Raw genomic sequence first — 25151 nt, 5'->3', positions numbered from 1 at the left:
CAAATAAAACTATTTAGCCTTTTTAGCTATTCAGTCTTACATTTATTTAGGATATGGAAAAATGGGCAGACTAATCCTAAGTTTTTAAACTGAAATATACTATTTCATTTGTTAAAAATTAGATTAGTTCTTCATTGTCCACCCATCTCTCCTTTCGATTAATAGTATATTAATTTTAACACTTCAAAGTTCAAAGCACAAGTTGGTGAAACTCATAGATTAACTATTCTCTAATGTACAAATCTCCGTATAATTTTTGGATCTGGTTCCTTAATCTTATATTTTCCTCTTCTAATTCCTTTACTCTTGTTTTTAAGGTTTTAATAAGGACTTCTTCAGAACGGGAGCTTTTCTTGGGTTTTGATATTACATTTTCTGTTTTTTGCTGTTTTCGGAGAGATTCAATCCTTTGCCTAATATCATGTTCCTTATAAAGCCATGATTTAGAAACATTAGCTTCCTTTGCAACTGTGTTAAAATTAATAGTCTTACCTTCAAGCGATAGTTTAGAGATAACCTTGTCTACATTTTCTCTAGTCCGCCTGGACTTTTGCTTTGCCAAACGCACAATTTCCTCTGTATTTCGTACCTGTTTAACCATCTAACTAATCCCCTTCAGGCTGCCAATTATTTGCTCTAGTCGCTCTTTAACACGGTTATTAGTCTCTATTTGCCTTTGCCATTGCTTTTCCTTAGCGACTGCCAATAACTCCTCAGTACGATTTAACTGTTCCTCATGCTGCGATAAAAACTGCTTACTTGTACAAAAATGAGTACAATCTAAACAAGCATTGGCGTGTGGACAAGAACCTGCTATTACTGGTAATCGGCAATAACCATTTGGAAGAACTTGTGCATTAATATTTTTCTTGAACCATTGAAGATCAACATCATCGACTTCATTGTCATTATCTAACTCAATTATATCTCCATTATTAGTTACCAGTTTTTCTTTGAATTTTGTAAATTCAGCTTTAAGGGTTTCATCAAAAATATGAGCATATCTGCTTGTCATTTCAGGACTTTCATGACCCAAAAACTTTTGTACAATATGCTGCGGTACTCCGTTATTAATCATTCTTGTTCCTACTGTATGGCGAAAGGCATGGGCATGGAATCTATAAATCTCGCCTGATTTATCGACTATTTTTTGCTCATAAGCTAATTTGTTTAACTCGTCTCTAAATGTTTCTTGTTTTAATGGCGATCCATCTTTTCTTGGAAAGAGGTATTCACTATCTGGAAACTCCCATGAAACTTTATCTTCCCGAACTTTAATCAATAAAGCTACCTCTTTTGATATTGGAACTATATGCTCCTTTTTCATTTTCCATTGATAATACTTTAAAAAGTAATCTCCATCTTTGTCCTCTAATAGACAACCTTTTTTCAAGGTGCACAATTCGCTTATCCTCATCCCACATTCTTGGACTATCATAGTCATCGTAGCTATATATTCGGGTAATTTATCAAGATGACTGTTCAATTGCTCCAGAACGTATTCATCTATAAAACGAGGTTTTGCTCTCGGTATTTTGGGATAGTCTTCTGGATAGATTAACACCTTGGAAGGAATATCATTCCATTCTAGCCTTAGAAGGGTACTAAATAGTCCTTCCAATATAGAGATCCTCCCATTTATTGTGCTAGGCTTTATCCCCATCATATTTAATTCGCTTAAATATGCTTCAATTTCCATTCTCGTTAATTGGTTTATTCTCTGAACGTGTTTAAAATTCATGTCCAAGAAATTAAAGAACTCTTTAAGTTTTTGGGCGATATCACATACATAGGAAAAGCTATCCGTATTTAATCTCAATTTACAATATCTTTTTACGAGTTGTTTAAAATACGTATTGCGAACCCCTTTAAAGTTAATTACATATTCATATTGTGTCGGATTAACCTTATCATCTGGCAAAGGTAACTTACGTCTATCCCAAATGTCTTTATCCCACTCCTCCCCATCAAAATAAAAGTCCTCATAAAACTCCATAAATTGTTTTAGATTAGTAACATAGTAAGAATTAGCTTTTACAGGTGTTTTTTCTTGATTAGCAGTAATCTTATAATTAGTAGTAGTAATTCTAACACCCTGTTTTGTCAAATATGTTCTATACTCCGTCATTGCTTTTTCAATAGGAACTTCAGTAATTGAAGTAATGCTGGGATACTTTAAATCTAAAAAATCTAACATTTTATTAATTACTGTTCCTTTTCTAATCCAGACAGTTTTTGCATTCCATATTCCATTGTTTAAATGGTAAAAATAAAAATATTTCAATTCTGTTCTTAACCACAGATTTTTAACACGTTCAAAACGAACCCAACGATTTCTTAAAGCAGGATTCTTACTTAATTCTATGGCAGAAGGATGTGGACATTTTCTTATATCCCAACTATTATTAGCCCAAAACCCTTGCATTTCTTCATTCATTACAGCTATTTTTTTGCTGATCTCACTCTGACTGATAATTTTCCTTTTACTAGAAGCATTCATTTCTTATGCTCCTTTCTCTCAAGGTATTTATTAAACTCATTTTTCATATCCTGATCTGAAAGATGAACATAGGTATTTAACGTTGTCTGAACATGTGCGTGACCTAATCTCTTTTGAATGAACGCAACATCCCATCCTTCCCTAATTAGCTGCGTTGCGTGAGTGTGGCGAAGCATATGCGATGTAAATTCTATTCCAGTCCTTTTAACTATTCTTCTAACTAGATCAAGAACACTTTGGTACTTTAGTGGTTTCCCAAAATAGCCTTCTTTTAAGGAAATAAAAACATAATCATGCTCCAATTCCTCACTATACTCATATACCAAGTAATCTGTATAAAGTGACATCAGTTCTTTACTCACATGTATTGTTCTTTCCTTCCTTAATTTAATATAAGCTTCATTTACATTAACATCTCTAGGTGTTAAATGGATTTGATTGTCCCAAGTGGCAATATCTTCAAGCCTAAGCGATAACACTTCACCGATTCTTAAACCACCCTCATACATAAGCATTAAAATTAATTTATCTCTTTTCGTATGACAAGCATCAATAATTTGCTTAACTTCCTCTGATGTCAATGTTCTTATCTGTTTCTTTTTAACCCTTAACTTTAAGACATTCTTTTGGTATCTACCCTTATTAACGTGATGTAAAAATCCTTTGAAATTTCTTCCCTTTGCTTGTTTAAATACATCAATTGATTTAAATTCTCCTAATCTACTTAAATAATCAAGAAAACTCATAACGGCATTTAAAATTGTATTCACTGTCGTTTCTTCTCTTATGGCTTCTTTTGACTGAAGATCAATTACATTTGTTGCTGTTGGATATCTCAACCAACCTACGAAGTCTGCTAACAACTCAAAGTTAATATCATTAAGAATAACGCCTCTCTGTTCCATGAACTCATACAGCAACTTTAAATGATAGCAGTATGCTTTAATGGTATTTGGAGACTTACCAGTGTTATCTAAGTATTTAATAAATTTCATTACTGGTTCAATTAGCTGGTATTCTTTATCTAGTAATAAATACAATGGATACGGCTTATTCTCCACTTCTATCCTTTGAACCCTCACACGCTCCCCCCTCTTTAAACACTTTAAGTACTACAAATTATAAACCTTGTTAATTTGTATTTAAAGTAAAATCTCCCTTTAACATCTCCTCCTAAACTACTTTAACTACTATTATTTATTATACTATGGTTAACGCGTCCCCGCTCGGATGATTGTGCACAGCGATAAAGCATGCCGCCGACAACTTGAGCGCCTCACGAAACACATCACGCGGGTGGACGATTGACGAGTTGAGCCCTCCGACGAAGAGCGTCTTCCGCGCAATCAGTTGGTTCTTCGTATTCAAATACAAACAGACGAAATGCTCCTGATTCAACAGTCTCAATTCATCCCGCAACAACTCATAGGCGTCTTGCGGCGAACGAATCGTCGGCATACTTGCTTTCGGTTCCTCGACGTATCGAATCCCGATCGTGAATGCAGCGAGAAGTTGCTCCGCCTTCTTCTTCGTCATCCCTTCGATTTTGCATAAATCGTGGACGGACGCTTGTGACAGCGCCCGTAACGTCGGGTAGACGTCCGAGATACGACGAGCCGTCTCCATCGGGTCCGGTCCCCGTCCTCCGATTTGAAGCAATCTGGCGATGGCGGTCTCTACACTACGGTCAAGCACCATGGTCATTCCTTCACCTACTTTCAAGTTCACAGAAAGCGAGGCGTCACCCCATGCCGGTCGAGCGTCTTGACGAGCGGATGGATCGGCAATCCGACGACATTATAAAAATCCCCTTCGATTCCTTCGACGAAGAGACCACCCGATCCTTGAATCCCATACGCACCCGCCTTATCGTAGGGCTCTGTCGAATCCAAATAATCCGCTAGCCAGGTTTCAGGAATCTCAGCGAACGTCACACGCGTCGTCGTGACGAACAAATCTTGGGACTTACCGATGATGCTCACACCCGTCAGCACTTCATGGGTCGAACCGGATAATCGTTCAAGCATCCGTTTCGCATCCTCCCGGTCTGTCGGTTTCTCTAAAATGATGCCGTTCAAGACGACGACCGTGTCCGCGCCGATGACGATGGCATCACGGTGATGCCTTGCCACATCCATCGCTTTCTCCCGGGCCAGACGAGCGACATAATCACTCGGTGTCTCCCGACCGTCTGTCCCTTCCGTCACGGTCGATGGGATGACCTCATGCTTGATTCCGGCTTTCGTCAATAGCTCGGTACGTCGCGGTGACATCGAGGCGAGAATGACACGCTTCTGTGTTGAATTCATTGTATCGACTCCTTCTCTTCTTCCAAAACGGCGTTCCTTCCCGTTTCGGTCTTCACTGTTGATTGTAGGCAACGTGCCTCCTAAACACAATGACCCGCGACGAAAAACACGTCCCTTCAATTGCGAAGGGACGTGCCGACTTATGGTGTCGTATAGTCGTATACCGGGATATCCTTTTGCTCAAACGCCGGTTCCGGAATGTATCGGTCTGGAACGAGTTGGTCGAGGTCCGGACGATAGAAGGCATCGAGCTCGACTGTAAACTCGAGCGACTGCACTTCTTCGACCGTATTCGGTCCCGTCTCGGCAGGTCCCGTGAATTGAACCGTCCGTAACACGTGAATCCGATTCATCGCCTCAATCGACTCCAAGAACGAGACGAGCGCTTCATACGTCTCTGCTTGAAGATTGACCGTCGAACGGACCGTAGAAGCGTTGACAGGTGCAACGTCCGTCGGTTCAGCCGGTTCGTTCGTCGCACTCACGTCAGCCGGATTGAACGGCTCGACCGTTTCTGGCACTTCCGACTCGGCCACGACGCCATCCGCAAATGCGATACTTGTCACATTGACACCCGCAAGAAGACTTGCCTGTGACAACGCCTCAACGACCGTGTCGAGGGCAGGAACTGTCGGAACGCGTGTCTGAAGCGTCTGAGAGTCCGCTACATCAACGGCTTTCCCTTCTTGACGCAACAACTCCAGTTTTGTTTGTTCGAGCAAGAGGTCTCGCTCAAGCGCTTCGACTTCTCCTTGTTTGACGTAGTACGTATAGCCAAAGTAAGCCGGTGCGATGATTGCGGCAAGGAGGCAAATCGCAAATAACGCATAGATTGTCGAACGTTTCATTGACTCACCACCTCCTCATCCGTGTCCTCTTCCTCTGTCAACTCGTCCTCAACGTCTTGGAACATGAACGTGAACTCTCCGATATAGCGTGGGAGCGGCTCTTCTTCAAATGAGTTCTCCTCTTCCTCTGAATCCACATCCGCTTTCAACTCCGTCGTCACACCGAGGAGTTTGACGTCGAGGAATCGCTCATCGGTCATGAGCGAGCGCTGGAATGCGTTCAAGTCCTCTAACGTCTCGAATTGAGTTCGGACGCTCATGATGGAGCCATCCGCGTAGTTATACGTCAAGACGTAGCCAGTAGGAGGCAACTGCTCAGTCAACGCGCGCAGTGCCGGCACCGCATCCTTTTCCATGTCGGTCAACGCCGTCACGGTCTGGTCGAGCGAAAGCACTTGTTGCGCTTTCGAATTCACTTGTTCCGTTTGATAAATTTGGACGAGCTGTAACTCTTCTTCGATTCGCGTCTGTTCTGCTTCAAGTTGGCCGACCTCATAGTACAAGTATCCGGCCGCCCCTCCTCCGAGAAGAAGGGCGACGAGACCTGTCACGATCGGCCAACGGAGTGTCACGTCCGTCGAATTGATGAAGTTCGTGTCCCGATCGCGCTGAAGCGTCGCCATCCCAAGGAGTGGCAACATTTGATGCGATAGCGGTGTCCCGTGAGCGATGGCGAGCGGTTGCTCGACACGCGTCACCGAGACGAGGGACTCAGCCTGAATCATACGGACGAGATCATCGACTTCCGGGACAGTTCCCGAAACGTATAGCTCATCGATGGCTCGACCATCCGTCCGCAGAGAATACCGATAGAAATCGAGGAAGCGAGCGAGTTCGTTCAACCAGTCATCCAACTGATTGGCCTTCATCTCGCCTGTCCCATCATATGTATAGGTCACGACACCATCTTTCGTCCCGACTTGATACGGGAGGTCTAGTTCGATCGAGCGGATGAAACGGATCTGCCCTTCCTCAAGGACGAGCAATTGATGCGAAAACGGCGTGATATGCCAGAGTAATGTCGATTGAAGCGGATCAATCTCCGATAAACGCATGATCCCATTGGCGACCGCGACAGAACGTGGCGTGATTTTCTTCAACGCTAAACCGCGTTTTTTCATGTACGCGCGGAGCGATTTCGTCAATTCGATCGAAACGGCATGCAACATGACGTCCGTCTTGACTCCGTCTTCTCCTAACACTTCATAATCGAACGACACATCATCGAACGGCAAGATGATTGAGCTCCCGATTTCCATGAAGAGATAGCCACGAATCTCGTCCTTCGGAATCGAAGAAGGAATCTCGACTTTTCGTGACAACACTTCGGTCTCGTCCAATGCGATTGCACACGTCATCCCGCGTCGCACTTTCAACTTGCGACAGAGCTCATCGAAAGCGAGACTGAACGCCGTCTCATCGAGAATCTTCCCTTCTCCGTATGCGTCTTTTGCTAACTGAACCGAGGCGCTTCGTTTGAACACCCCTTGTTTGATGACGGCCCCGTGGATGCTGAGCGCATCAAACGAAAAATACGCGACCGTCCCTTTCTCTATCCCACGACTCATGATCGTTTCCCCCTACATCAACTCAAAATACCAATCAAAAAAACTTTCACTAAACCAAAACGTCAACATCGTCCCGAGCGCAATGGACGGGACGAACGGAATCGGCTGTTTTCGCCCGATTTTCTTTGTGGCCATCAATCCAATCCCGACGACCGCCCCAATCAAGCTCGATAAAAATAAGGCGACGAGCACGTCACGTGGACCGAGCACAAGACCAATCATAGTAAACAATTTGACGTCCCCTGCCCCAAGTCCCCCTTTTGACACGAAAAAGACGGTCGCGAGGAGCGAAAATCCGAGCAACGCCCCTACAAGCGGGTTCCACCAAGATGCCCCTGTCAGATAGGTGAGGAGAAGTAATACCGGTGCCGTGAATTGCAAGATGACATTCGGCACGAGCATCGTCGATAAATCAGACATCGCCAAAGCGAGTAAGGTCGACAAGAAAGCGAACGCGAGTAGCGTCGTCACACTGAATCCGTAGAGTGAAAAGCTATAGCCATATCCAATGGCTCCAAGTAATTCAAAAATCGGATACGTCGGCGCGATCCGCTCGCCACACCCATGACATCTGCCTCTTAAGGCGAGATAGCCGAAAAGCGGGATGAGTTCCCACGGTGACAATTCGTGACCGCAAGACGGACAATGTGACCGCGGCGTCACAATCGATTGCTGACGTGGCACGCGGAGCCCGACGACGTTGGTGAACGACGTGATGACCGCCCCGAGGACGATGCTATATAGGAATCCAATCGATTCAATCAAGGAAGGATCCTCCTTTTGTCAGTATATGCCAAAAATAGAAAACCGGCTAGGCTGAGCGAGTGCCCAGCGCCAGCCGGCATAAACAAACATTAGTTAACTAAGTCTTTCTTCAATCCACTACTTGCAACCGTGCCTGCATCCGTAGCTGCAGTTCCGATATCTTTGGCTCCATCAAGCCATACTTTATATGAATACTTGTTGTTTGAATCTTTGATTACGTATACAACACCATTTGTATAATCCGATCCAAACGGGTCTTTCATCGTATCAATCATATTTTTAGCGTTGAGTTCACCCGTTCCTACGTCTCCAACGAATCGAATTACCGCTCCGTTACCGACTTCATTCGAAGCAACATACAACTTCGCCGCACTGACCATCTGCTTAGCATCAGAAACCATTGCATCCTTCTTCGAGTTCTCGATGATCCCACCAATCGCAACGACTGCGATGGCTGCGATAATCCCTAAAATAACGACGACGACGAGTAACTCGACGAGTGTAAGTCCACGCTCATCTTTTAACTGTTTGGCATCTTGCCAAATCATTTTCAACTTCTCTACCATGATTCATTCTCCCCTTTTGTGTAATGTGCTGTGATTAAACTAGATAAATTACTTAAGACCTAATATAAAAGTAGAACAATTTTACTATACCTTCTAAATATAGTATTGAAAAGGTATATTTTCAAAAGCTTGCATATTCCTTTACTGATTCTGAATATCACCATAGATTTGGAACATCGGGACGACAATCGAGATGACGATGACCCCGACGACGCTTGCCAATACGACGATGAGAAGCGGCTCAATAATCGACTTCAAGCGGTCGGTTGTCGTCTCGACCTCTGTCTCATAAAACTCAGCGACTTCGTTCAACATCGAATCCAAATCTCCACTCTCTTCCCCGACGGCGATCATCTGTGTCATGAGCGCCGGGAAATTCGCATTTCGCATGAGCGGTTCGTGAAGTGGTACACCTTGCGCCATCATTTCGCGCGCTTCAGTCAACCCTTTCCGGATGACACGGTTCGATACGATTCGCTCGGTGATTTCAATCGCCGTCAAAATCGGGACGGCTGCCTGTAGGAGGACTGCTAAACTTCGCGTCAACAAGGCAATCTGAGACTTCATCACAATCGTTCCGAAAATCGGCATCTTCAATAGCAAGCCATCAATGACGAACCGTTCCCGGTCCCGCTTCAACATCCAGGTGAAGGTGAGAACTCCGAGAATCGCGAGTCCAAGTAACAGCCACCAAAAGGCCGCGATGAAATCGGAGACTGCGACAACAATTCGTGTGATGAGCGGAAGCTCGCCACCGAGTTGACCAAAGATGCTCGCGAATGTCGGAACGACGTTCACCATCAAAAAGGCGACTACGCCGATGGCGACAATGGAGACGACCAACGGATACGTGAGGGCAGAAATGACCTTCCGCTTCACGTCATATTGTTTTTGGAGTTGGAGCCCGATTTGATCGAGCGCCTCCTCCAAATTCCCACTCGTCTCCCCGGCAAGTGCCATCGAACTAAAGAAGTTCGAAAAGACGCGTGGGTGTTTTTTAATCGCCTCAGAATAGGCAATCCCTTCCTTCAAATCATCCTCGACTTGACTCAATGCTTTCTTCAATACGTTCGACTCGGTCTGTACCCGTAAGATTGAAGTCGCACGAACAATCGGGACACCCGCCCGGATGAGCGTCGCGAACTGACGGACGTACATGATCAAGTGTTCGATTTTGACCCGTTCCGGTAGCAAGTTGACCTCTTTGTTCAGTCCGGTCGATTCGAGCTCGGCCAAGTCCGTTACGAGAATCGACTCTTGACGCAACTTTTCTTTCGCTTCCCGAAGCGAGACAGCCGTGATGCGACCTTTCTTACGCTTCCCGTTCAGGAGCTTTCCTTCATACTGAAATATCGCCATCACTCATCACCTCATCTCTTCTGTCGGGACGGCGTTCGGATTGATGATCCCTTGCCGAACAAGTTGTTCGATGGCAGCATCCATCGACTGCATCCCGTGCTGGCGACTCGTCTGGATGACGGTCGGCAACTGGAACTCTTTTTCATTTCGAATCAAGTTGGCAACTGCCGGATTCCCTAACATGATTTCCATGGCGGCGACGCGTCCTTTCGGCACATCAATCCGTGGAAATAACCGTTGACTCACGACGCCAAGCAGGACGTTGGCGAGTTGTGTCCGGATTTGGTCCTGTTGCTCGGCTGGGAATGCGTCGATGATTCGACTCACCGTCGACATCGCACTCGACGTATGGAGCGTTGCCATGACGAGGTGCCCTGTCTCTGCGGCGGTCATCGCCGTCGAGATGGTTTCTAAGTCTCGCATCTCCCCAAGCAAAATGACGTCCGGGTCTTGACGTAAGGCGGCCCTTAGACCACTCACAAATTTCATCACGTCAGAGCCGATTTCCCGTTGGTCGACGATACTTTGATCATGGGAATGCAAATACTCGATCGGATCTTCTAGCGTGATGATCCGCTTTCGCTGCGTGCGGTTAATCTCATGAATCATCGCGGCAAGCGTCGTCGATTTCCCTGACCCTGTCGGACCCGTGACCAAGATGAGACCATGCGGTTTTTCAATCAAACGCTTCAACACAGTCGGCAAATTGAGTTCATTCAACGTCGGGATTTCCCCGGAAATGGACCGGAATGCGATGGCAATCGTGCCTCGTTGATAGTAGGCGTTGACCCGAAAACGGGAAACACGTGGGACACCGAACGAGAAATCGAGATCCCGATCATGCTCGAGACGTTCGCGCATATCATCGGTCATAATTTCTTTTAAATATCCTTCAAGATGGTGCGGTAATACCTTCTCCTCGCCCATTGTAATGAGACTCCCATCTACTCGAATAATCGGTGGGGAACCGGCTGTCAGGTGAATGTCCGAGGCACGTTTCTCGACCGCATTCGTCAAGATGGTTTCAATCGATTGATTAATCATAAGCATTCTCCGTAATGACCGTTCGTAATATTTCTTCTGTCGTCGTCAGACCGGCGGCGACTTTTTCTAACCCGTCCGCAAGCAGGAATGTCGCTCCTTGCGACTTCGCATAATCGACCATCTCAGACTCGGTCGCCTGGTTCATGATCATCCGGCGCAAGCCTTCATCGATTGGGACGACTTCGTGAATGGCGAGGCGCCCACGATACCCTGTGAAGTTGCATGACGAGCATCCTTTTCCCCGAACGATGTGGTCGATGTGTACACCCTCTGCGTCGAACAGGCTACGTTCGCTCTTCGATACCGGTTCGACTTGACCACAGTCACGACAGACGCGACGGACGAGTCGTTGTGCCACAAGTCCCGTCGTCGAAGCGGCGACAAGGAACGGCTCGACCCCCATATCGACGAGACGGGTGATGGAGCTGATCGCTGAATTCGTATGTAGCGTTGACAAAACAAGGTGACCCGTGAGCGAGGCACGAATGGCAATCTCAGCCGTCTCCGTGTCCCGAATCTCTCCGACCATGACGATGTTCGGGTCTTGACGTAAAATTGAACGAAGCCCTGACGCGAACGTCAAGCCGACTTTCGAGTTGACCTGAACCTGGTTGATGCCGTCAAGTTGATACTCGACTGGGTCTTCTACCGTAATGATGTTTTTCGTCTCATCATTCAGTTCTTTCAACGAAGCGTACAATGTCGACGACTTCCCTGAACCGGTCGGACCGGTGATCAAGATAATTCCGTTCGGACGTTTCAGCATGTCACGGTACGCCTGTTCGTTTCGCTCGCCGAATCCGAGTTTCGTCAAATCGGTCAGTCCTTGAGATGAGTCGAGGACCCGAATAACGATTTTCTCTCCATACATCGTCGGGAGCGTCGAGACGCGGAAATCATAGGCGCGATTGCGCAATGTGTACTTGATTCGCCCATCTTGTGGTAGGCGACTTTCTGTGATGTCGAGGTTACTCATGACTTTGAGACGCGTCAGCATGACGCTTTGAATCTTCTTCGGATAGACCGTCTCGGTACGCAAGTCCCCATCAATCCGAAAACGGACGTGGAGCTGTTTCTCATGCGGATCGAAATGGATGTCCGAAGCGCGTTGGTCGATGGCACTTAAGAACAACTGGTTCACGAGTCGAATAATCGGTGCATCGTCTCGACTGATTGTTTCCTGTCGCTCGATCTCCGGGGCATCCTCTTTCAAAATTTCGACGAGCGAATGGTCCATCTCATAGTATCGACTGATCGTCTTTCGAATCTGTTCTCTCGTCGCGATGCCGATTTCGATGTTCATCCCGGTCTGAAGACGGACGTCATCGATGGCAATGAGATCGAGTGGGTCGGCTGTTGCGACATGAAGCGTATTCCCGTTCAATTCAAATGGCATGATATCGTGCTTTTGTGCCAATGCTTTCGGTACGAGCTTCGTGACCGTCACATTGATGTCATAGGAGTACAACTCAATGATCGGCACATGCAACTGTTCGTGAATCATTTGAATCAACTGTGTCTCGGTAATATGGTTTAGTCGAATTAAGGCGTCCCCTAGTTTTTCTCCGGGACGCTTCTGTTCAAGCGCTTCATCGAGCTGATTCGTCGTAATAAGCGCAGCCTCGATCAGCATCTCACCTAATCTTCGTTTCGTTCGTCTCACGTTACTTCACCATCCTTTGAGGAGCCTCCTCCTGCTCGGCCTTGTCATTCCGTTCTTCGACAAAGACGCTCGCAGCCACCCCTCCAATCAACAATACAACGAGAACCAACCATGCCCACCATGTTTGTACGAGTGATTCCTCTACCATCACGTAGACGCCGCTAGATAAGAGTGCCGTCCATAGACTGATGACAAGTTTCGTTTCACGTTTTCGCATCATCGGAACGGATAAGGCGAACAGCGTCAATGTGGCGAGTACCCAAAAGCCGAGTAAAATCAAATAGCCAATCATCCGACTGCCTCCTCTTCTGCAGGTTCTTCTTCTAATACTGGCGGTTCTGCCTCAAACGGGTCGTCGTTCGAATCATTCGGGAACGGGTCTTCTTCTTCCTCGTCCTCATCCGGGAATGTCGGAATGACCGGTTCGACCGGATCTGGTGGCGGAAGCGGCACGGAACTCTTCGTCACGATTTCCGGTGTTGGGGCATAAAAATCAAACCCGAGTAATTCCATCGTCTCTCCTTCTTCAGTCACTGTGACCCGGTAGAGCTTACCTGACTGTCCATCTTGACCTGACTGGGTGACCGATGAACTGCCAGATGGGAGCGATGATGAGAAACGGACGACTTTTTGATGCGGTACCGTCTTCACTTCTTCCACTCTCGCCTCGAAAGCGGCGTCAAACGGTTGCCCGAGCAATTGGACCGTCACAGAACCCCCTTCATTCAAGACGAGGATGGCGTACGATGTGTCTTCTCGGTTTTGAACAGCAAAGTTTGAACGCTCATCGACTTTCGTGTCATAGCCCAGTTCCACCCCGGAAGGAAGTGTTTCATGCGGCACACGTTCAAGAATGGCGAACGGTGTCGCCGCAAACATGCGGTAGAACGAAGACCCGAGTGTCGTGAGCGCCTCGTAATCTTCTCCGAACGATTTAAGACTGAAGATGTCGCCCGCCGCCATCTCGAATCCGTTCATTCGATCAAGTGCTGACTGCATGGCTGGTGTCGGGCTCACGGTGAACGAGGCGACGACCTCGCTTTCCGCCGCGACTTGCTCTAATGTCACAGATGACTCCAACATTGATGCGGCATCCATCAACGCCGGGGCAATCATCGTCAACGTCACAGGCTGACCTTCGAGATAAGGCTCGACTTTCGTTTCATCTACAGATGTCAATAGAGGATAGGCACCTGTATCTTTGATGGAGTCTAACGTATTCGATACATCGAACGTCACGACCTCTTTGCCAACCTCCATGACCGTCCCATCCATCAAATTGATTGAAAAGGGTGCCGTATTAAAGTCTTTAATCGCATTATCGAGACGAACGTTCGCTTCTTCTTTCGTCATCCCTGATACGTCGACACCCGCGACCGTCGTGTCTTTTTTATATGTAGCACTCGACTCAGCGGACGCGTCTAAATAATTGACGAGTCCGATCGTCGGTAATGTCACGAGTACGACGAGTCCAATCAAAATGAAAAGATGCATCCCATACCGCTTCATGTAAAATCCCCCCGTGTCTAATCCGACTTCTATTCTATATATCCGTTCAGCGTATAACTTTAGTATAATATGTATTGTACAAAAAATAACATTTAATTCAGTATTGCATACGTTATTTTCCGATTGTTTTACTTTTTTTGAATAGGAGGTCAATGTCTTGTCGCATGCCGAAAAAGGTTTTACGCTCGTCGAAGTGCTCGTCTCCATCGTTGTTCTTTCCATTGTCTCATTTTCTTTACTTTCGATTTTCAGCCAAAGTTTGAAGACGACACACGACAGCCTCAATCAAACGATTGCGAACCAAGTCGCGCAAAACACGTTACATACTTTAAATCGACGGGCCGCGTCCGTTGATGAACCGCTCGAACTGCGTCAATTGTTGAATCGGGACGGGATCAGCTCGACGTGCGACTTCTGCGAAGATACCCGAATCCATGGGGATACGTATATCGCAACCATTCAAATGCTGTCCACTGCACCCGGACATACCATTGAAGTTGAAATTTCGGTGACGACCGACCGTTTGCAAACGCCCGTCACCTTGAAAGGAGTCATATCGAATGCGACATTGCGCGAACCATTCCCTGAAACGGCTGTTCCGACAACTGACTGAAATGAAGAAACGTGCAGACGGCTTCACGCTCGTCGAGTTGCTCGTCACGGTCGTTGTCGCTTCGATTTTGAGCGGCGTCATCATCACGGCCTTTATCACTGGATCGCTCGGTTTTCAAATGACGAATGAAACGAGTGACCTTCGAAGCGAGGCCGACTATTTGATTGCCTCCGTGCTCTCTGACGTGAACCGGACCGAATTTGACGCCGTGACGGAAGTGGACGGCTTGTTTCAATTTTATCGTTTGTCCACTCCTGTCATCTCGGAGGCCGGAATGATTTACCGGGAGGCGGGATACGTCCCGACTGACTTGATTCTCTCAGAGGATTCATTTACGCCTTCTAATCCACAAATCACAGTCGAACGGATGACCATCCAGTTAAAAGATCCCGTGTTCGATCCGAGACGCCCGACTTACATGACCGGTGGACTCATCGAAATCGAGATGGATTTGACTCAGTCGAACGATCCCGATTCTGTTACGACATTTGAAAGCTCCATCCCATTCTAAGAAAGGAGGCATCCTGATGCGAAAACGTGAAGACGGATATGTTCTCGTGCTTGTTCTCGTGACGATGGCAGCCCTCGCTGTTCTGTCACTTGCGGCCATGCAAGTCAACTTGGCGACGAATAAATTGACCGTTATCCGTACAGAAGATACTCAACTGAATGAAGATGCGAAAAGCGCACTTCGCCTCATCGCCGATGAGGTTCGGACCCAGTTCCCGCTCCATGGAGAAGCGGAAGTCCCGACACATATGGAGTCGGAAGCGGCATTTCAAACCGCAGTACAATCGCTACTTGTCAGTGACGAGCCGTTTACGGATTTGACGACAGACAGCGAGGTCCGCTATTCCATCGACTTGAAGAAAGATGCGCTGGATACGACGATTCAAACGGCACCGTTCACGACGATTCTCCAAGTGAACGTTACGGCATCGCGACAAGTGAACCCGGAACAACCGGAACTCACCGTTGAATACACGCAAGATTTGTATTTGACGGCTCTCCCGTCCTTTTTGTATTACGTCCTCGGATCCGATCAACAGTTGAATGTGAACGGGATGCCGACGATTCAAGGAAATATCTATTCAGGTGGTCCCCTCGCTTTCATGCGTCAAGCGAACTTCCAATTGGATGGTGTGGCGAAGCAGATTGAAAATGTCGATTCCAGTCGTCTTCACTTGAATGGCCGAATCGATTTAGTCGAATTGAGCGATTGCTTGAGTTGCCAGCAAGAGAACTACTTCACGATAGGTACGGAACAAGCTGGCGAAAAGGCGGACGCCGGGGTGTCCCCGAGTCGCTTCTCTCCATTCCAATACGACTACTCGATCATCGAATTTTTAAATCGACGACTCGCAACACCGCTCGCCTACACCAACAATGTCGACTCAAAAATCTTTGGAGAAGGTCTGATTCGCTCGACCGATCAAGTATTCGAACTCGAAAGGGTTTTATCGGAAGATGGGACCTCGATTATCGAACGCCCGACTTCGTACTTACGGGCGGATGCTTATAACGCACTCACCGACCCGACCATCGTGACATTACCGGATGCCATTTCCAACCGTGCCATGTATGTCACGGAATCCATCACCGAGTCGAATGCCCCGCTCCTTTTTGACGGGGACGTCGTCATTGAATCCCTTGAGAAGCTGACGATTGCACGGCCACTGATCGTACGTGGTGACTTGACCATTAAAGGGAACGTCTCCTTCAGTTCGACGGTCTACACGCTCGGCGATACGTTCATCGACCGAGCCAATATTCTTCCGATTGATGCAGACAAAGGGAACTCGCTCATTCTGTTATCTAAAGGAAAGATCCTGTTAAACCGAATCAACGAGTTTGACGACACACCGACGACGCTCCAGGCATTCATGTATAGTGACTCGAACGAACCGACCTATGTGTATGCGGTCGGATCCATTCTCGAAGTCAACGGAGGTCTGTATAGTAAGGGACCACTCGAAGTGAACGTCTTTAGAGGGGAATTTACCGGGGGCAACGGCTTAAGTCCAGCTGAGAACTTCGACCGTCAAGTTCCAGCTCACGAGGCCGAAAAGTCTCGATTGAAACTGACGTATAACGATTCCGTGTTCAATCAATTGGAAACACTCCCTGTCACGAATCAACTTCAATTCTTCGTCAGTCACCCCGTTCAATTGAAATGAACTAAAAAAATCGGCTTCCTCTCTGATTGAGAAGAAGCCGATTTTTTTAGTTCCCCATCTTTAGAATGAGGTCCGAGTTGTAGTCTTTGGCCGTCTGTTCCATTGCTTTCGTCCATTGCGCGCCGTTATCAAGAAGCAGTTGCGTCAACTCGACCTGATTGTGACGGACCGGCTGCAATAACACCGATTCGGCATCTTGAATCGTATAGCCTTCATTGAGCAACAGTTCGGTTGCTTCGTAGTTCAACCCTTCCACCGCATACGTCAACAGTCGCTCGTCCTTTAATTGCGCTACGACGACTTTCCAATACGCGGGATCCTCATTTCCATTAAATAAAGAGGCGAGGACCGGTACATTGTCAATCGACTGGAATGGATCTATATCTGATTGCAGATATGCTTCTAGCACATCTGGCGTCCCTTCTGAAAGAGCAAAGTCCAATTGTTCAATCGTTGGTTCGACTAAATCATGCGTCAATGAATAGATGACGGCTTCCCATTCACCACGTTGTTGAAAATCGTTCAATTCTTCCGATGTCACTTCCGTACGGCTTGTCAACTCATCCACCAATGATGCACCAGACAACGTCGACAAGTCTTGGTCGGCTCGAAGTTGAAGGAAGAGCCAACCCATACTTGTCACAATCAATCCTACAATCAGTAGGAGAATGATTTGTTTTCGTTTCATATCAAAACCACACTCTCATCACTCAGTAACGATCATTGTCTTGCCCTGTTGAATTTGTTTGAATCACTCGAACATAGAAAGTATCTTTTACCGCATCAAACGTTTTACCTTGAGGCAATGTCGTATATACTTCAATTTTTGCGACACCCGGCTTAATTGCGACGATTTGCTGCCCGCCGGCGTCGATTCGGACAAATTCTCTACCCGACACGACTTCCATTCGATAGTCTCTCCACGTCGCTGTCGTCGGCCAAAAGCCGAGGTCTGGGATTAGGGCGCTGGAGTCATCAACTTGAATCGTCATATCTTTTGCCATGATTTGCGTTGGATACTCATTGACACGGATGACACTCGCATTTGAACGAACGCCATTCAATAGTGTATTCACAAATTCAGATTGAAGAGTGATTGGTGTTGCGACACCATCTTTTCCGTAACCTTCATTCGCTCGGAGGGAGAACCCTCCGTCCTGTTCAGTGACGGTCAATGCGGAAGGCACATCTCCAATCAATCGGAACGGTTCAGTAACACGCGGTTCGATGTCGACTTGGATGAATGCGGTCTCGTTGACTCGTTTCGCTACCCCATCTTCATCAACTTCGTCTGTATTCCATACCCATAAGTCCAGCTGGGTCGGAGATTGGACGAGTTTCGGTGACAACACGCTGACTTTGAAAGTAGTCGACGGTGACTGAACTTGGAGTCCACTGAAAATCGAACCGGGTACGACTGTTGCTTTTAGTGTCGTCTCCCCAGGTTGCAGCCCTTCAAGTTCAAGCCCTCGATCTGTCAAGTGATACCGCACACTACTCCCATTCAACTTTTCAATTTTAATCGATTCAAACTGAGCTGTGGTCGGTAATATTTTCGGGGAGACAACTGTTTTTTGTCCGACATATAGAGATTGATCTCCGATCTCGATTGACTCGGCCGGGCTGACGACCCGTAGTGTTGATTCGGCAATGATCAACGGTCGGTTGTTCCCTGGGTCGATCGTTAAGCGAATCTTTTTCTCACCAGGACTTAAGGCACGGATTGTGGCGTTTGTCCCGCTTGTTGTAATCGAGGCAACACCTCTTGGTTCAAGTATTTCCCATTGCAACGTGCTCCATTTCGGATTCGTAAAGGTTTCGCCTGATTGATCTTTGATAGTCGGAACAATCGTTTGTTGCGCGCCGACCTGCAACGTGACATTTGGAATCGATGCGCTCTTTGCAAATGGCGCGCCAATTCCAATCAACAAGTCCGAAAAACGGTTGGATAAGTCGCTGTGCCTTTCCCATTCTTGATTCGAAGACTTCTCAATTTTTGATACAAGTTCATTTTGTTCTTTCGCCCATTTGACCAATGAAGCCGATGGGGTGGTCGCTCGAACCGTCACATCAAATTGAAGACTGGTATTTCCACGTATAAGTTTGTTTTGTTCATCTTTGTACTCGTAGAACAGATTTGGATTTAAGACCAAATCAATCTTCTTCGAATCACTCGGACGCACCACGTCACCGTTCGGCAATGTGATCGATACCACTTCAAACTGGTCAGGCAGTGTTTCTTTGAACAACGTTTCGTTGATTCGGATATTCTCTCCGTCTTTTTGATTACTTAACGAATCAAACGACTGAGGATATTGGACGTTATATTTAATCGTCCCTGTCTCGTACAAGGCAATCGTAGAGGAGTCAATCGATCGAGTTACGTTGACCAACTTACTCGTATCCGCTGCTTTTTTTACATTAATGACGAATCGGTCTGTGACGCTCGCCCCTCGAGAATCCGTCGTCGTGATTGTGACGTCGATTGGTCGATTGGCAACGACTTGGTCTTTCGGAATCACAAGTTCCTGCACATTATAGTTTCGTACACCTTTATACGTTTTTGACACACCGTTATACGTCACGACAGATGTCAATTCCTTATCACGGAAGTCATAGTCGCCAGGTCGCCATAACACTTTCACGTCTTGTCCCGATGACACTTTTACTTTCCCGGCTGTGATGTCGTCTTTGTTAAACGATTCCGTCTCATCCGCAACAGACTCTAGAATGTTGTACGGCTTATGGTTTGAGCCGATGAATGCACGATACATCGTATTGACAAAGATTTTTTGCTCGTCTGGTTTGTCAAACTTATTTGTGTGCCCTGCACCAGAATAGGTGAAGTTATTTTTTGTATACGTGTAATAATGATTATTCGCATCCCCGTAAGAACGGTTTGGACTATTTTTATCAGAAGATAAGTTATACCAAGGTGTTACATCAGGGTCATTCAAATCAAGCGTGAAGTATTGGTTGTGCGTTGTGGCAATAGTTTTTGGCGCACCATCCAACACATATGGATAAGAAGTAAAAATTCCGTCCTGTACCTTTTCAATCACGCTCGTCGGTTGCGGTGCGGCATAACCTATGTTCGTGAAAATTCGTTGCCCTGAAATGTTTTTTAAATAATTCGCATTGACAAATTGACGTTCCCATTCAGAAGTGGCCGAGTTGCCTCCACCAGATCTAAAAATCGTGTCATGCGTCAGCATGACACCCTGACCCGTTTCTGCAAACTCCTTGACTTTTGACGTCGCGGCGACATTCATACTGCCTTGCCCGTTATACGAATCCTGGAAGCCAAAAATCAACATATCGTATTCGTTCGCATTCAATTTCGAATCAAATTTCCCTTGTTGAAATTCACTCGTCGTTCCGTTGTTCAAAGTGAATTTGTACTGTCCTTTATCGTCTTGCAACATGTGTGGTAAGTCTTTGATGATTTGTCCTTTTGTACCTGTCCCGGCGGTCAACTGTAGAATATTCGCCTCTACTTTTCGATCGATATAAAGGAAAGTTCCCTTTTTATAGTCAGCACGACCTGTGACGGTATCCTTGGCGACAATCATCCAGTTCTTCGGTCCTGTATACGTAGGCTGTGACAATAAGAATTCTAATTGTGTCGCAGATGAACCGATGACCTCCGTCACCTTATCTTCCGGATCAAAACGGTCGTTATGGTCGAAATCGATATACAATTCGACGATTGTACTCGCTGTCGGTGTGCCTACGAACTGATAGGTAAACTGGAACGGTTTACGGTCATTGTTTTTGACTTCTACCGTTCCGTTCTCAATTGGTTTTTGATTATACGTGACATTGACATTTGCCAACAATGGGCGAATACTCTGTTGTTTTACCAATTCAGAAATGAGCGCCTGATCAGTAGCAAATTGCTTCACGTTCGTGAACTCTTTCAGTGTAGATAATTGTTTCACGTTTTTACTACCAAGTGTCACATCTTTATGAAGATATACCGGTAATCCTGTTTTCACATAAAAATCAGTAATTTCACCTAACTTTAAATCCGTTAAATCATTTAAAATTTTTGTGGTATCATGCTCTGCACTTCGATTTGATGTCGATTTAATTGTATTCACGTAATCAAGTGCTTCTTGATACTTCTTTTCAAGCGGGCTACTTCCGAATACAATCGCATCGTAAGCTCCATCCATTGGGAAACGAGACGCGTTGAATTCTTTGACCGTCATAAAGTCAATCTCAAGCTTGTTCAAGCTGTTTAAATCACTTACGAGTGTCTTTTTATATGATTCAATCGCTTTATCTAAAGCCTTTTGAGTCAATACATTGCTTGCTGTATACGCATCTCTTAAATACAAAACTTTATATTTCGGTAATTCTTGTGCCTCTACAAACTTGCTTTGAGGGACGAACGAAAATAGTAAAATGAAGATTATGGCCACATGCATGAGTTTACGCAATGTATGGTCCTCCCTATTTTTAGTCTTCACTACTAATTATCCCACCCACTTGAAAAAATATACATCTATTTCTTTGACATCAGGTAAATGTTTTAGCTTAGGAAACGTCTCACTTCACTGATGAAATAAAGAGACCCGGTCACGATCAACGTCTCGCTTATCGGCGACTCGATCCAATTCTGTAGCCACGTTTTCCATTCGACAAAGCGCGCCCCATCTTTTTCTAGTTGGGCTTTCGTTCTCGCACGCGGAAAGTCAAATGTCGTCTCATATACATCTCCGACTTGTTGAAGTGAACGAACCATCGTATCGCGGTCTTTATCTTCTAAAATCGCCGTCAACACTATCACGTCTGTTTCATATTTGGCTTGTAAAACCAAGGCCTCGATGCCTTCCGGATTATGTGCCCCGTCTAAAATGATACGCGGTCGTTTGGAGACGAGCTCATACCGCCCCGGATGTTGTGCTCGCTCGAGCCCTTTTTGGATGGCGTCATCGCGCCAACCGAGGTGACGCGCCACCGCCACGGCACACGCCCCGTTATACGCTTGATGATGTCCTGTCAATCCGAGCACGACAGATGGCATATTCTCATACGTCACAACTGTGTCTGCCCCGTCCACAATTTTCTTCACGAGTGGACGAACATCATGAATGGAAGAACCTACATCGTCCCCTTTTTGATGCAACAACTCAATCAACGATTTCTTCTCGATACTATGGAACATCGGCACGCTGCGTTTCATGATGCCGTATTTCTCTTGTGCAATCTCTTCAAGCGTATCGCCGAGAATGCCTTGGTGGTCATGTCCGATTGACGTGACAATGGTCGCAAGTGGATGCGTCAACACATTGGTCGAATCAAGTCGTCCCCCGAGACCGACTTCCCAAATGATCAAGTCAGGACGTGTGTCATCAAAATAGCACCATGCCATCATCGTCAAGAGCTCAAACTCCGTCAGCGTCTCTGGCGTCTCGTCCGCACAGGATTTGACACGGTTCGCCACGTCGACGAGCGCGTCTTCCGGAATCGGTTCCTCGTTCAACATGATTCGCTCCTCGAACTGAATGATATAAGGGGAGGTAAATGTGCCGACGGATAAGCCGTTTTCCATCGCCATCGCCCGTAAAAACGCGACGGTCGACCCTTTTCCGTTCGTCCCGGCCACATGGATGGATGGGCGTTCTTCTAACCCTAACCGCTCAATCATCCAGTTCATCCGCTCAAGACCCGGTTTGATCCCGAAGCGAAGCTGTCCACTCAACCAATCGAATACATCTTGTCTCGTCTTCATCTTCCACACTCCTACTGTTTACACTTCTGTTTCATCTTATCAAAATTCACGACAGCCGTTATGGAAAACAGTCTGTGCTATACTCGAAGCGAAGAAGGAGGCATGCGCCATGACAACTGACTGGAACTTCGAGGCGACGTACCTCGAACTACGTGACATTTTTTACGACCGTGGACCGATCCATCCGGTCGACAATCCGACACTCGTCTTGTTCAACGATCCATTAGCCGCTTCGCTCGGCCTGGATGCGCAAACACTCAAACAAGACATCGCTTTGCTTGCCGGCAATCGTCAAACCGAGACATCTTTCTCTCAAGCATACGCTGGACACCAATTCGGCAACTTGACGATGCTCGGGGACGGACGCGCCCTCATGCTCGGGGAACATGTGACTCCGAACGGGAAACGTGTCGATGTGCAACTGAAGGGTTCTGGACCGACAGAGTATTCTAGAGGGGGAGACGGACGGGCCGCACTCGGGCCGATGGTACGCGAGTTCATTATTAGCGAGGCGATGCATGCTCTCGGCATCCCGACGAACCGGGCGCTCGCCGTCGTTCAGACAGGGGAAGCCATCATGCGTCAAGGTCCAAAGCATGGAGCCATCCTGACTCGGGTCGCCTCGAGTCATCTTCGTGTCGGAACATTCCAATTCGCGGCAGGCGCCGGCTCCATCGATGACGTCATCGCTCTTACTGAAGTAGCAATCAAACGACACGACCCAGACTTGATCGATGCACCGAATCGCTATGAACAGTTCCTCGGACGCGTCGTCGAAAGACAGGCGAGACTGATTGCCAACTGGCAACTCGTCGGGTTCATTCATGGGGTGATGAATACGGACAATATGTTCATCAGCGGTGAAGGTCTCGATTACGGACCATGCGCGTTCATGGACACGTATCATCCGGAGACGGTCTTCAGCTCGATCGACCGAGACGGACGTTACGCCTATGCGAATCAACCATATATCGGGTCTTGGAACCTCGCCCGACTGGCGGAGACGTTGCTGCCGCTCCTTGGCGAAACGAAAGAAGAAGCGGTTGATGTCGCGAACAAGCAACTCACCCGTTATACCGAGCTGTATAAAGAAGCGTACTTTACCGGACTCGCACATAAGATTGGCCTATTCGTTCGAAAAGATGGTGACGATGAGCTAGCGGATGAACTGCTCCGCTTGATGATGGAGACGGAGGCAGATTATACGAATACGTTCCGCTCGCTGACGCTCGGTGAGATTGAATCTCTCCCATTCGCAACTCGGGAAGACGGTAAGGCCTGGCTTGGTGCTTGGCGTAAACGCCTGAGTGAGCAAGGTCTCCCGGACGAGGACGTCAGTCGAATCATGCGCCAATATAATCCGGCCGTTATTCCTCGAAATCATCATGTCGAAAAAGCGATTCAAGCAGCAGAACGCGGTGACTTCGGACCGACCGAGGCGCTCCTCACCATTTTGCGTGACCCCTATAACTACGATGAGTCGTCTGAATATGTATCGGCAGGTCCACCACGAACGTATCCGTATCAAACGTTTTGTGGTACATGAACCATCTCGCTTTTGCGAGGTGGTTTTTTTGAAACTTCTTTCTCATTTATACGTAATAAGGAGTGTTCTGTTTTGAAAGGAAATGATGATGATGAATGAAATGACACTTGCTTATTGGAATCAATATTTGGAAAAAAGTAAAGTTCATCCGCTGACCGAAGTCGAAGCGTTTCAATTTGGTGATGACGCAAATGCGTTAGCAGAACTAGTCGTCTCTGGAAAAAAAACCGCAACATGTTCTGCATATATGCTTTATGAGATTGAGAATGAACCACTCCCTTACATCGGACAGTACGCGATCGTTCTCGATGCAGCAGATCAACCCATGGCCATCATTCAAACGACCGAAGTCACGATTCAGGCGATGAATGAGGTATCCGAAGCGTTTGCATTAGCTGAAGGTGAAGGAACTTACAGAGAATGGTGGGACATCCATGAGCGATTCTTTAGTGAGTTACTTTATTCGTATCAATTGTCGTTTGCACCAAATATGAACATTGTCTGTGAACGATTTACAGTAGTGGATCGATTCAATGCGAAAGAGTGATTGAACGGGAAGATGACATCGAGTGAAGAATAAATTTTTGATAAAGACCCGAGCGTCACTCTCGACGTTCGGGTTTCTCTGTTTCTGCAAATCGATTCATAATAGCTGGTTTAAGATGAAGAGTTGTTAAATACATAGTCTGACTACTAAGTTAGATGATTGGAATCTGATAACGGCCAGGTTACCAGATTTTTCATGCCGTTTTTCTTACTGTAAAGATCTTCATAATCCTATGTTTTTCATAAAAGAAACCGCTTTAACAACAGCTTTTTTCGGGTTTAAGCTCATAAGGAGCAATGTATACATGTAGATTTGTATACTTATGTACCGTTTTCAAAAAATTACTTAGTTAGATCAATGTGGCTCTGAACATTCAGCAAGGACGAAGCAAGAATAG

General features: G+C 46.5%; 22 protein-coding genes. 5 read left to right on the top strand and 17 right to left on the bottom strand.

The genetic code is table 11. From position 1 onward, the window contains the following. Window positions 1-223: 223 nt before the first annotated feature. The 14 genes from BV910_RS05000 to BV910_RS04935 all read right to left on the bottom strand — a co-directional run bounded on the left by BV910_RS05000 (window position 224) and on the right by BV910_RS04935 (window position 14131). Window positions 224-601 carry a DUF6262 family protein gene (locus tag BV910_RS05000; RefSeq protein ID WP_002333497.1) on the bottom strand — a complete coding sequence of 126 codons (378 nt, stop codon included), beginning with the start codon at window positions 599-601 and terminating at the stop codon, window positions 224-226. Next, window positions 602-2500: a tyrosine-type recombinase/integrase gene (locus BV910_RS04995; RefSeq protein WP_002333498.1), complete on the bottom strand. Its 1899-nt coding sequence runs from the start codon at window positions 2498-2500 to the stop codon at window positions 602-604. Continuing rightward, a complete protein-coding gene (locus tag BV910_RS04990) occupies window positions 2497-3582 on the bottom strand; it encodes a tyrosine-type recombinase/integrase (RefSeq protein ID WP_002333499.1) in 1086 nt (361 codons plus the stop codon). Before BV910_RS04990 ends, BV910_RS04995 begins: the two co-directional genes overlap by 4 nt. 118 nt (window positions 3583-3700) lie before the next feature. Beyond that, complete coding sequence (locus BV910_RS04985; RefSeq protein ID WP_240499795.1) at window positions 3701-4204, bottom strand: JAB domain-containing protein; 504 nt, start codon at window positions 4202-4204, stop codon at window positions 3701-3703. Between the two features lie 20 nt (window positions 4205-4224). Further along, window positions 4225-4809, bottom strand: a complete 585-nt coding sequence (locus BV910_RS04980; RefSeq protein WP_078146555.1) for a Maf family protein — start codon at window positions 4807-4809, stop codon at window positions 4225-4227. Between the two features lie 140 nt (window positions 4810-4949). Beyond that, the gene (locus BV910_RS04975) at window positions 4950-5657 is read right to left on the bottom strand and encodes a hypothetical protein (RefSeq protein WP_078146554.1); all 708 of its coding nucleotides are present in this window, start codon (window positions 5655-5657) and stop codon (window positions 4950-4952) included. Continuing rightward, window positions 5654-7225 (bottom strand): pilus assembly protein PilM, encoded by a 1572-nt coding sequence (gene pilM / locus BV910_RS04970; RefSeq protein WP_078146553.1) that lies wholly within the window; start codon window positions 7223-7225, stop codon window positions 5654-5656. Before pilM ends, BV910_RS04975 begins: the two co-directional genes overlap by 4 nt. Window positions 7226-7237: 12 nt before the next feature. After that, a complete protein-coding gene (locus tag BV910_RS04965; protein WP_078146552.1) occupies window positions 7238-7990 on the bottom strand; it encodes a prepilin peptidase in 753 nt (250 codons plus the stop codon). Window positions 7991-8079: 89 nt separating this feature from the next. Further along, window positions 8080-8556, bottom strand: coding sequence for a prepilin-type N-terminal cleavage/methylation domain-containing protein (locus tag BV910_RS04960; RefSeq protein ID WP_078146551.1), 477 nt, complete (start codon window positions 8554-8556; stop codon window positions 8080-8082). 141 nt (window positions 8557-8697) lie between these two features. Then, entirely contained in the window at window positions 8698-9915 is a 1218-nt protein-coding gene (locus BV910_RS04955) for a type II secretion system F family protein (protein ID WP_078146550.1), read from the bottom strand. Between the two features lie 6 nt (window positions 9916-9921). After that, window positions 9922-10959: a type IV pilus twitching motility protein PilT gene (locus BV910_RS04950; RefSeq protein WP_015881136.1), complete on the bottom strand. Its 1038-nt coding sequence runs from the start codon at window positions 10957-10959 to the stop codon at window positions 9922-9924. Beyond that, window positions 10952-12622 (bottom strand): GspE/PulE family protein, encoded by a 1671-nt coding sequence (locus BV910_RS04945; RefSeq protein ID WP_143404754.1) that lies wholly within the window; start codon window positions 12620-12622, stop codon window positions 10952-10954. The genes BV910_RS04950 and BV910_RS04945 overlap by 8 nt, the downstream gene beginning before the upstream one ends. Window position 12623: 1 nt before the next feature. Continuing rightward, window positions 12624-12914, bottom strand: coding sequence for a hypothetical protein (locus tag BV910_RS04940; protein ID WP_078146549.1), 291 nt, complete (start codon window positions 12912-12914; stop codon window positions 12624-12626). Next, the gene (locus BV910_RS04935) at window positions 12911-14131 is read right to left on the bottom strand and encodes a G5 domain-containing protein (protein WP_078146548.1); all 1221 of its coding nucleotides are present in this window, start codon (window positions 14129-14131) and stop codon (window positions 12911-12913) included. The genes BV910_RS04940 and BV910_RS04935 overlap by 4 nt, the downstream gene beginning before the upstream one ends. A gap of 157 nt (window positions 14132-14288) precedes the next feature. Here BV910_RS04935 and BV910_RS04930 point away from each other — a divergent pair, with 157 nt between their 5' ends. From BV910_RS04930 to BV910_RS04920, 3 genes are read left to right on the top strand one after another with little or no spacing between them, the layout of a single operon-like run. After that, window positions 14289-14744, top strand: coding sequence for a type IV pilus modification PilV family protein (locus tag BV910_RS04930; RefSeq protein WP_078146547.1), 456 nt, complete (start codon window positions 14289-14291; stop codon window positions 14742-14744). Next, window positions 14692-15255 carry a prepilin-type N-terminal cleavage/methylation domain-containing protein gene (locus tag BV910_RS04925; protein ID WP_240499794.1) on the top strand — a complete coding sequence of 188 codons (564 nt, stop codon included), beginning with the start codon at window positions 14692-14694 and terminating at the stop codon, window positions 15253-15255. The genes BV910_RS04930 and BV910_RS04925 overlap by 53 nt, the downstream gene beginning before the upstream one ends. A 16-nt stretch (window positions 15256-15271) precedes the next feature. Continuing rightward, window positions 15272-16921, top strand: a complete 1650-nt coding sequence (locus BV910_RS04920; RefSeq protein WP_078146546.1) for a hypothetical protein — start codon at window positions 15272-15274, stop codon at window positions 16919-16921. Window positions 16922-16967: 46 nt separating this feature from the next. On the opposite strand, the gene BV910_RS04915 is transcribed toward BV910_RS04920, so the two are convergent. From BV910_RS04915 to BV910_RS04905, 3 genes are all read right to left on the bottom strand, one after another. Beyond that, window positions 16968-17609, bottom strand: a complete 642-nt coding sequence (locus BV910_RS04915; protein ID WP_078146545.1) for a hypothetical protein — start codon at window positions 17607-17609, stop codon at window positions 16968-16970. A 22-nt stretch (window positions 17610-17631) separates the two neighbouring features. After that, complete coding sequence (locus BV910_RS04910) at window positions 17632-21366, bottom strand: DUF5057 domain-containing protein (protein WP_078146544.1); 3735 nt, start codon at window positions 21364-21366, stop codon at window positions 17632-17634. Between the two features lie 92 nt (window positions 21367-21458). Beyond that, on the bottom strand, window positions 21459-22661 hold the full coding sequence (locus BV910_RS04905; RefSeq protein ID WP_078146543.1) for a bifunctional folylpolyglutamate synthase/dihydrofolate synthase: 1203 nt from the start codon (window positions 22659-22661) through the stop codon (window positions 21459-21461). Between the two features lie 109 nt (window positions 22662-22770). On the opposite strand from BV910_RS04905, the gene BV910_RS04900 reads away from it, so the two are divergent. Together BV910_RS04900 and BV910_RS04895 are read left to right on the top strand one after the other, a co-directional pair. Beyond that, the gene (locus BV910_RS04900) at window positions 22771-24207 is read left to right on the top strand and encodes a protein adenylyltransferase SelO (RefSeq protein ID WP_078146542.1); all 1437 of its coding nucleotides are present in this window, start codon (window positions 22771-22773) and stop codon (window positions 24205-24207) included. 91 nt (window positions 24208-24298) lie between these two features. Next, window positions 24299-24754: an ASCH domain-containing protein gene (locus BV910_RS04895; RefSeq protein WP_078147905.1), complete on the top strand. Its 456-nt coding sequence runs from the start codon at window positions 24299-24301 to the stop codon at window positions 24752-24754. Window positions 24755-25151: the final 397 nt, after the last annotated feature.

Origin of the sequence: Exiguobacterium sp. HVEsp1 (genome assembly GCF_002009685.1) — a bacterium.
In the GTDB taxonomy this organism is placed as follows: domain Bacteria; phylum Bacillota; class Bacilli; order Exiguobacteriales; family Exiguobacteriaceae; genus Exiguobacterium; species Exiguobacterium profundum.
This window is presented reverse-complemented; position numbering and strand designations above follow the sequence as displayed.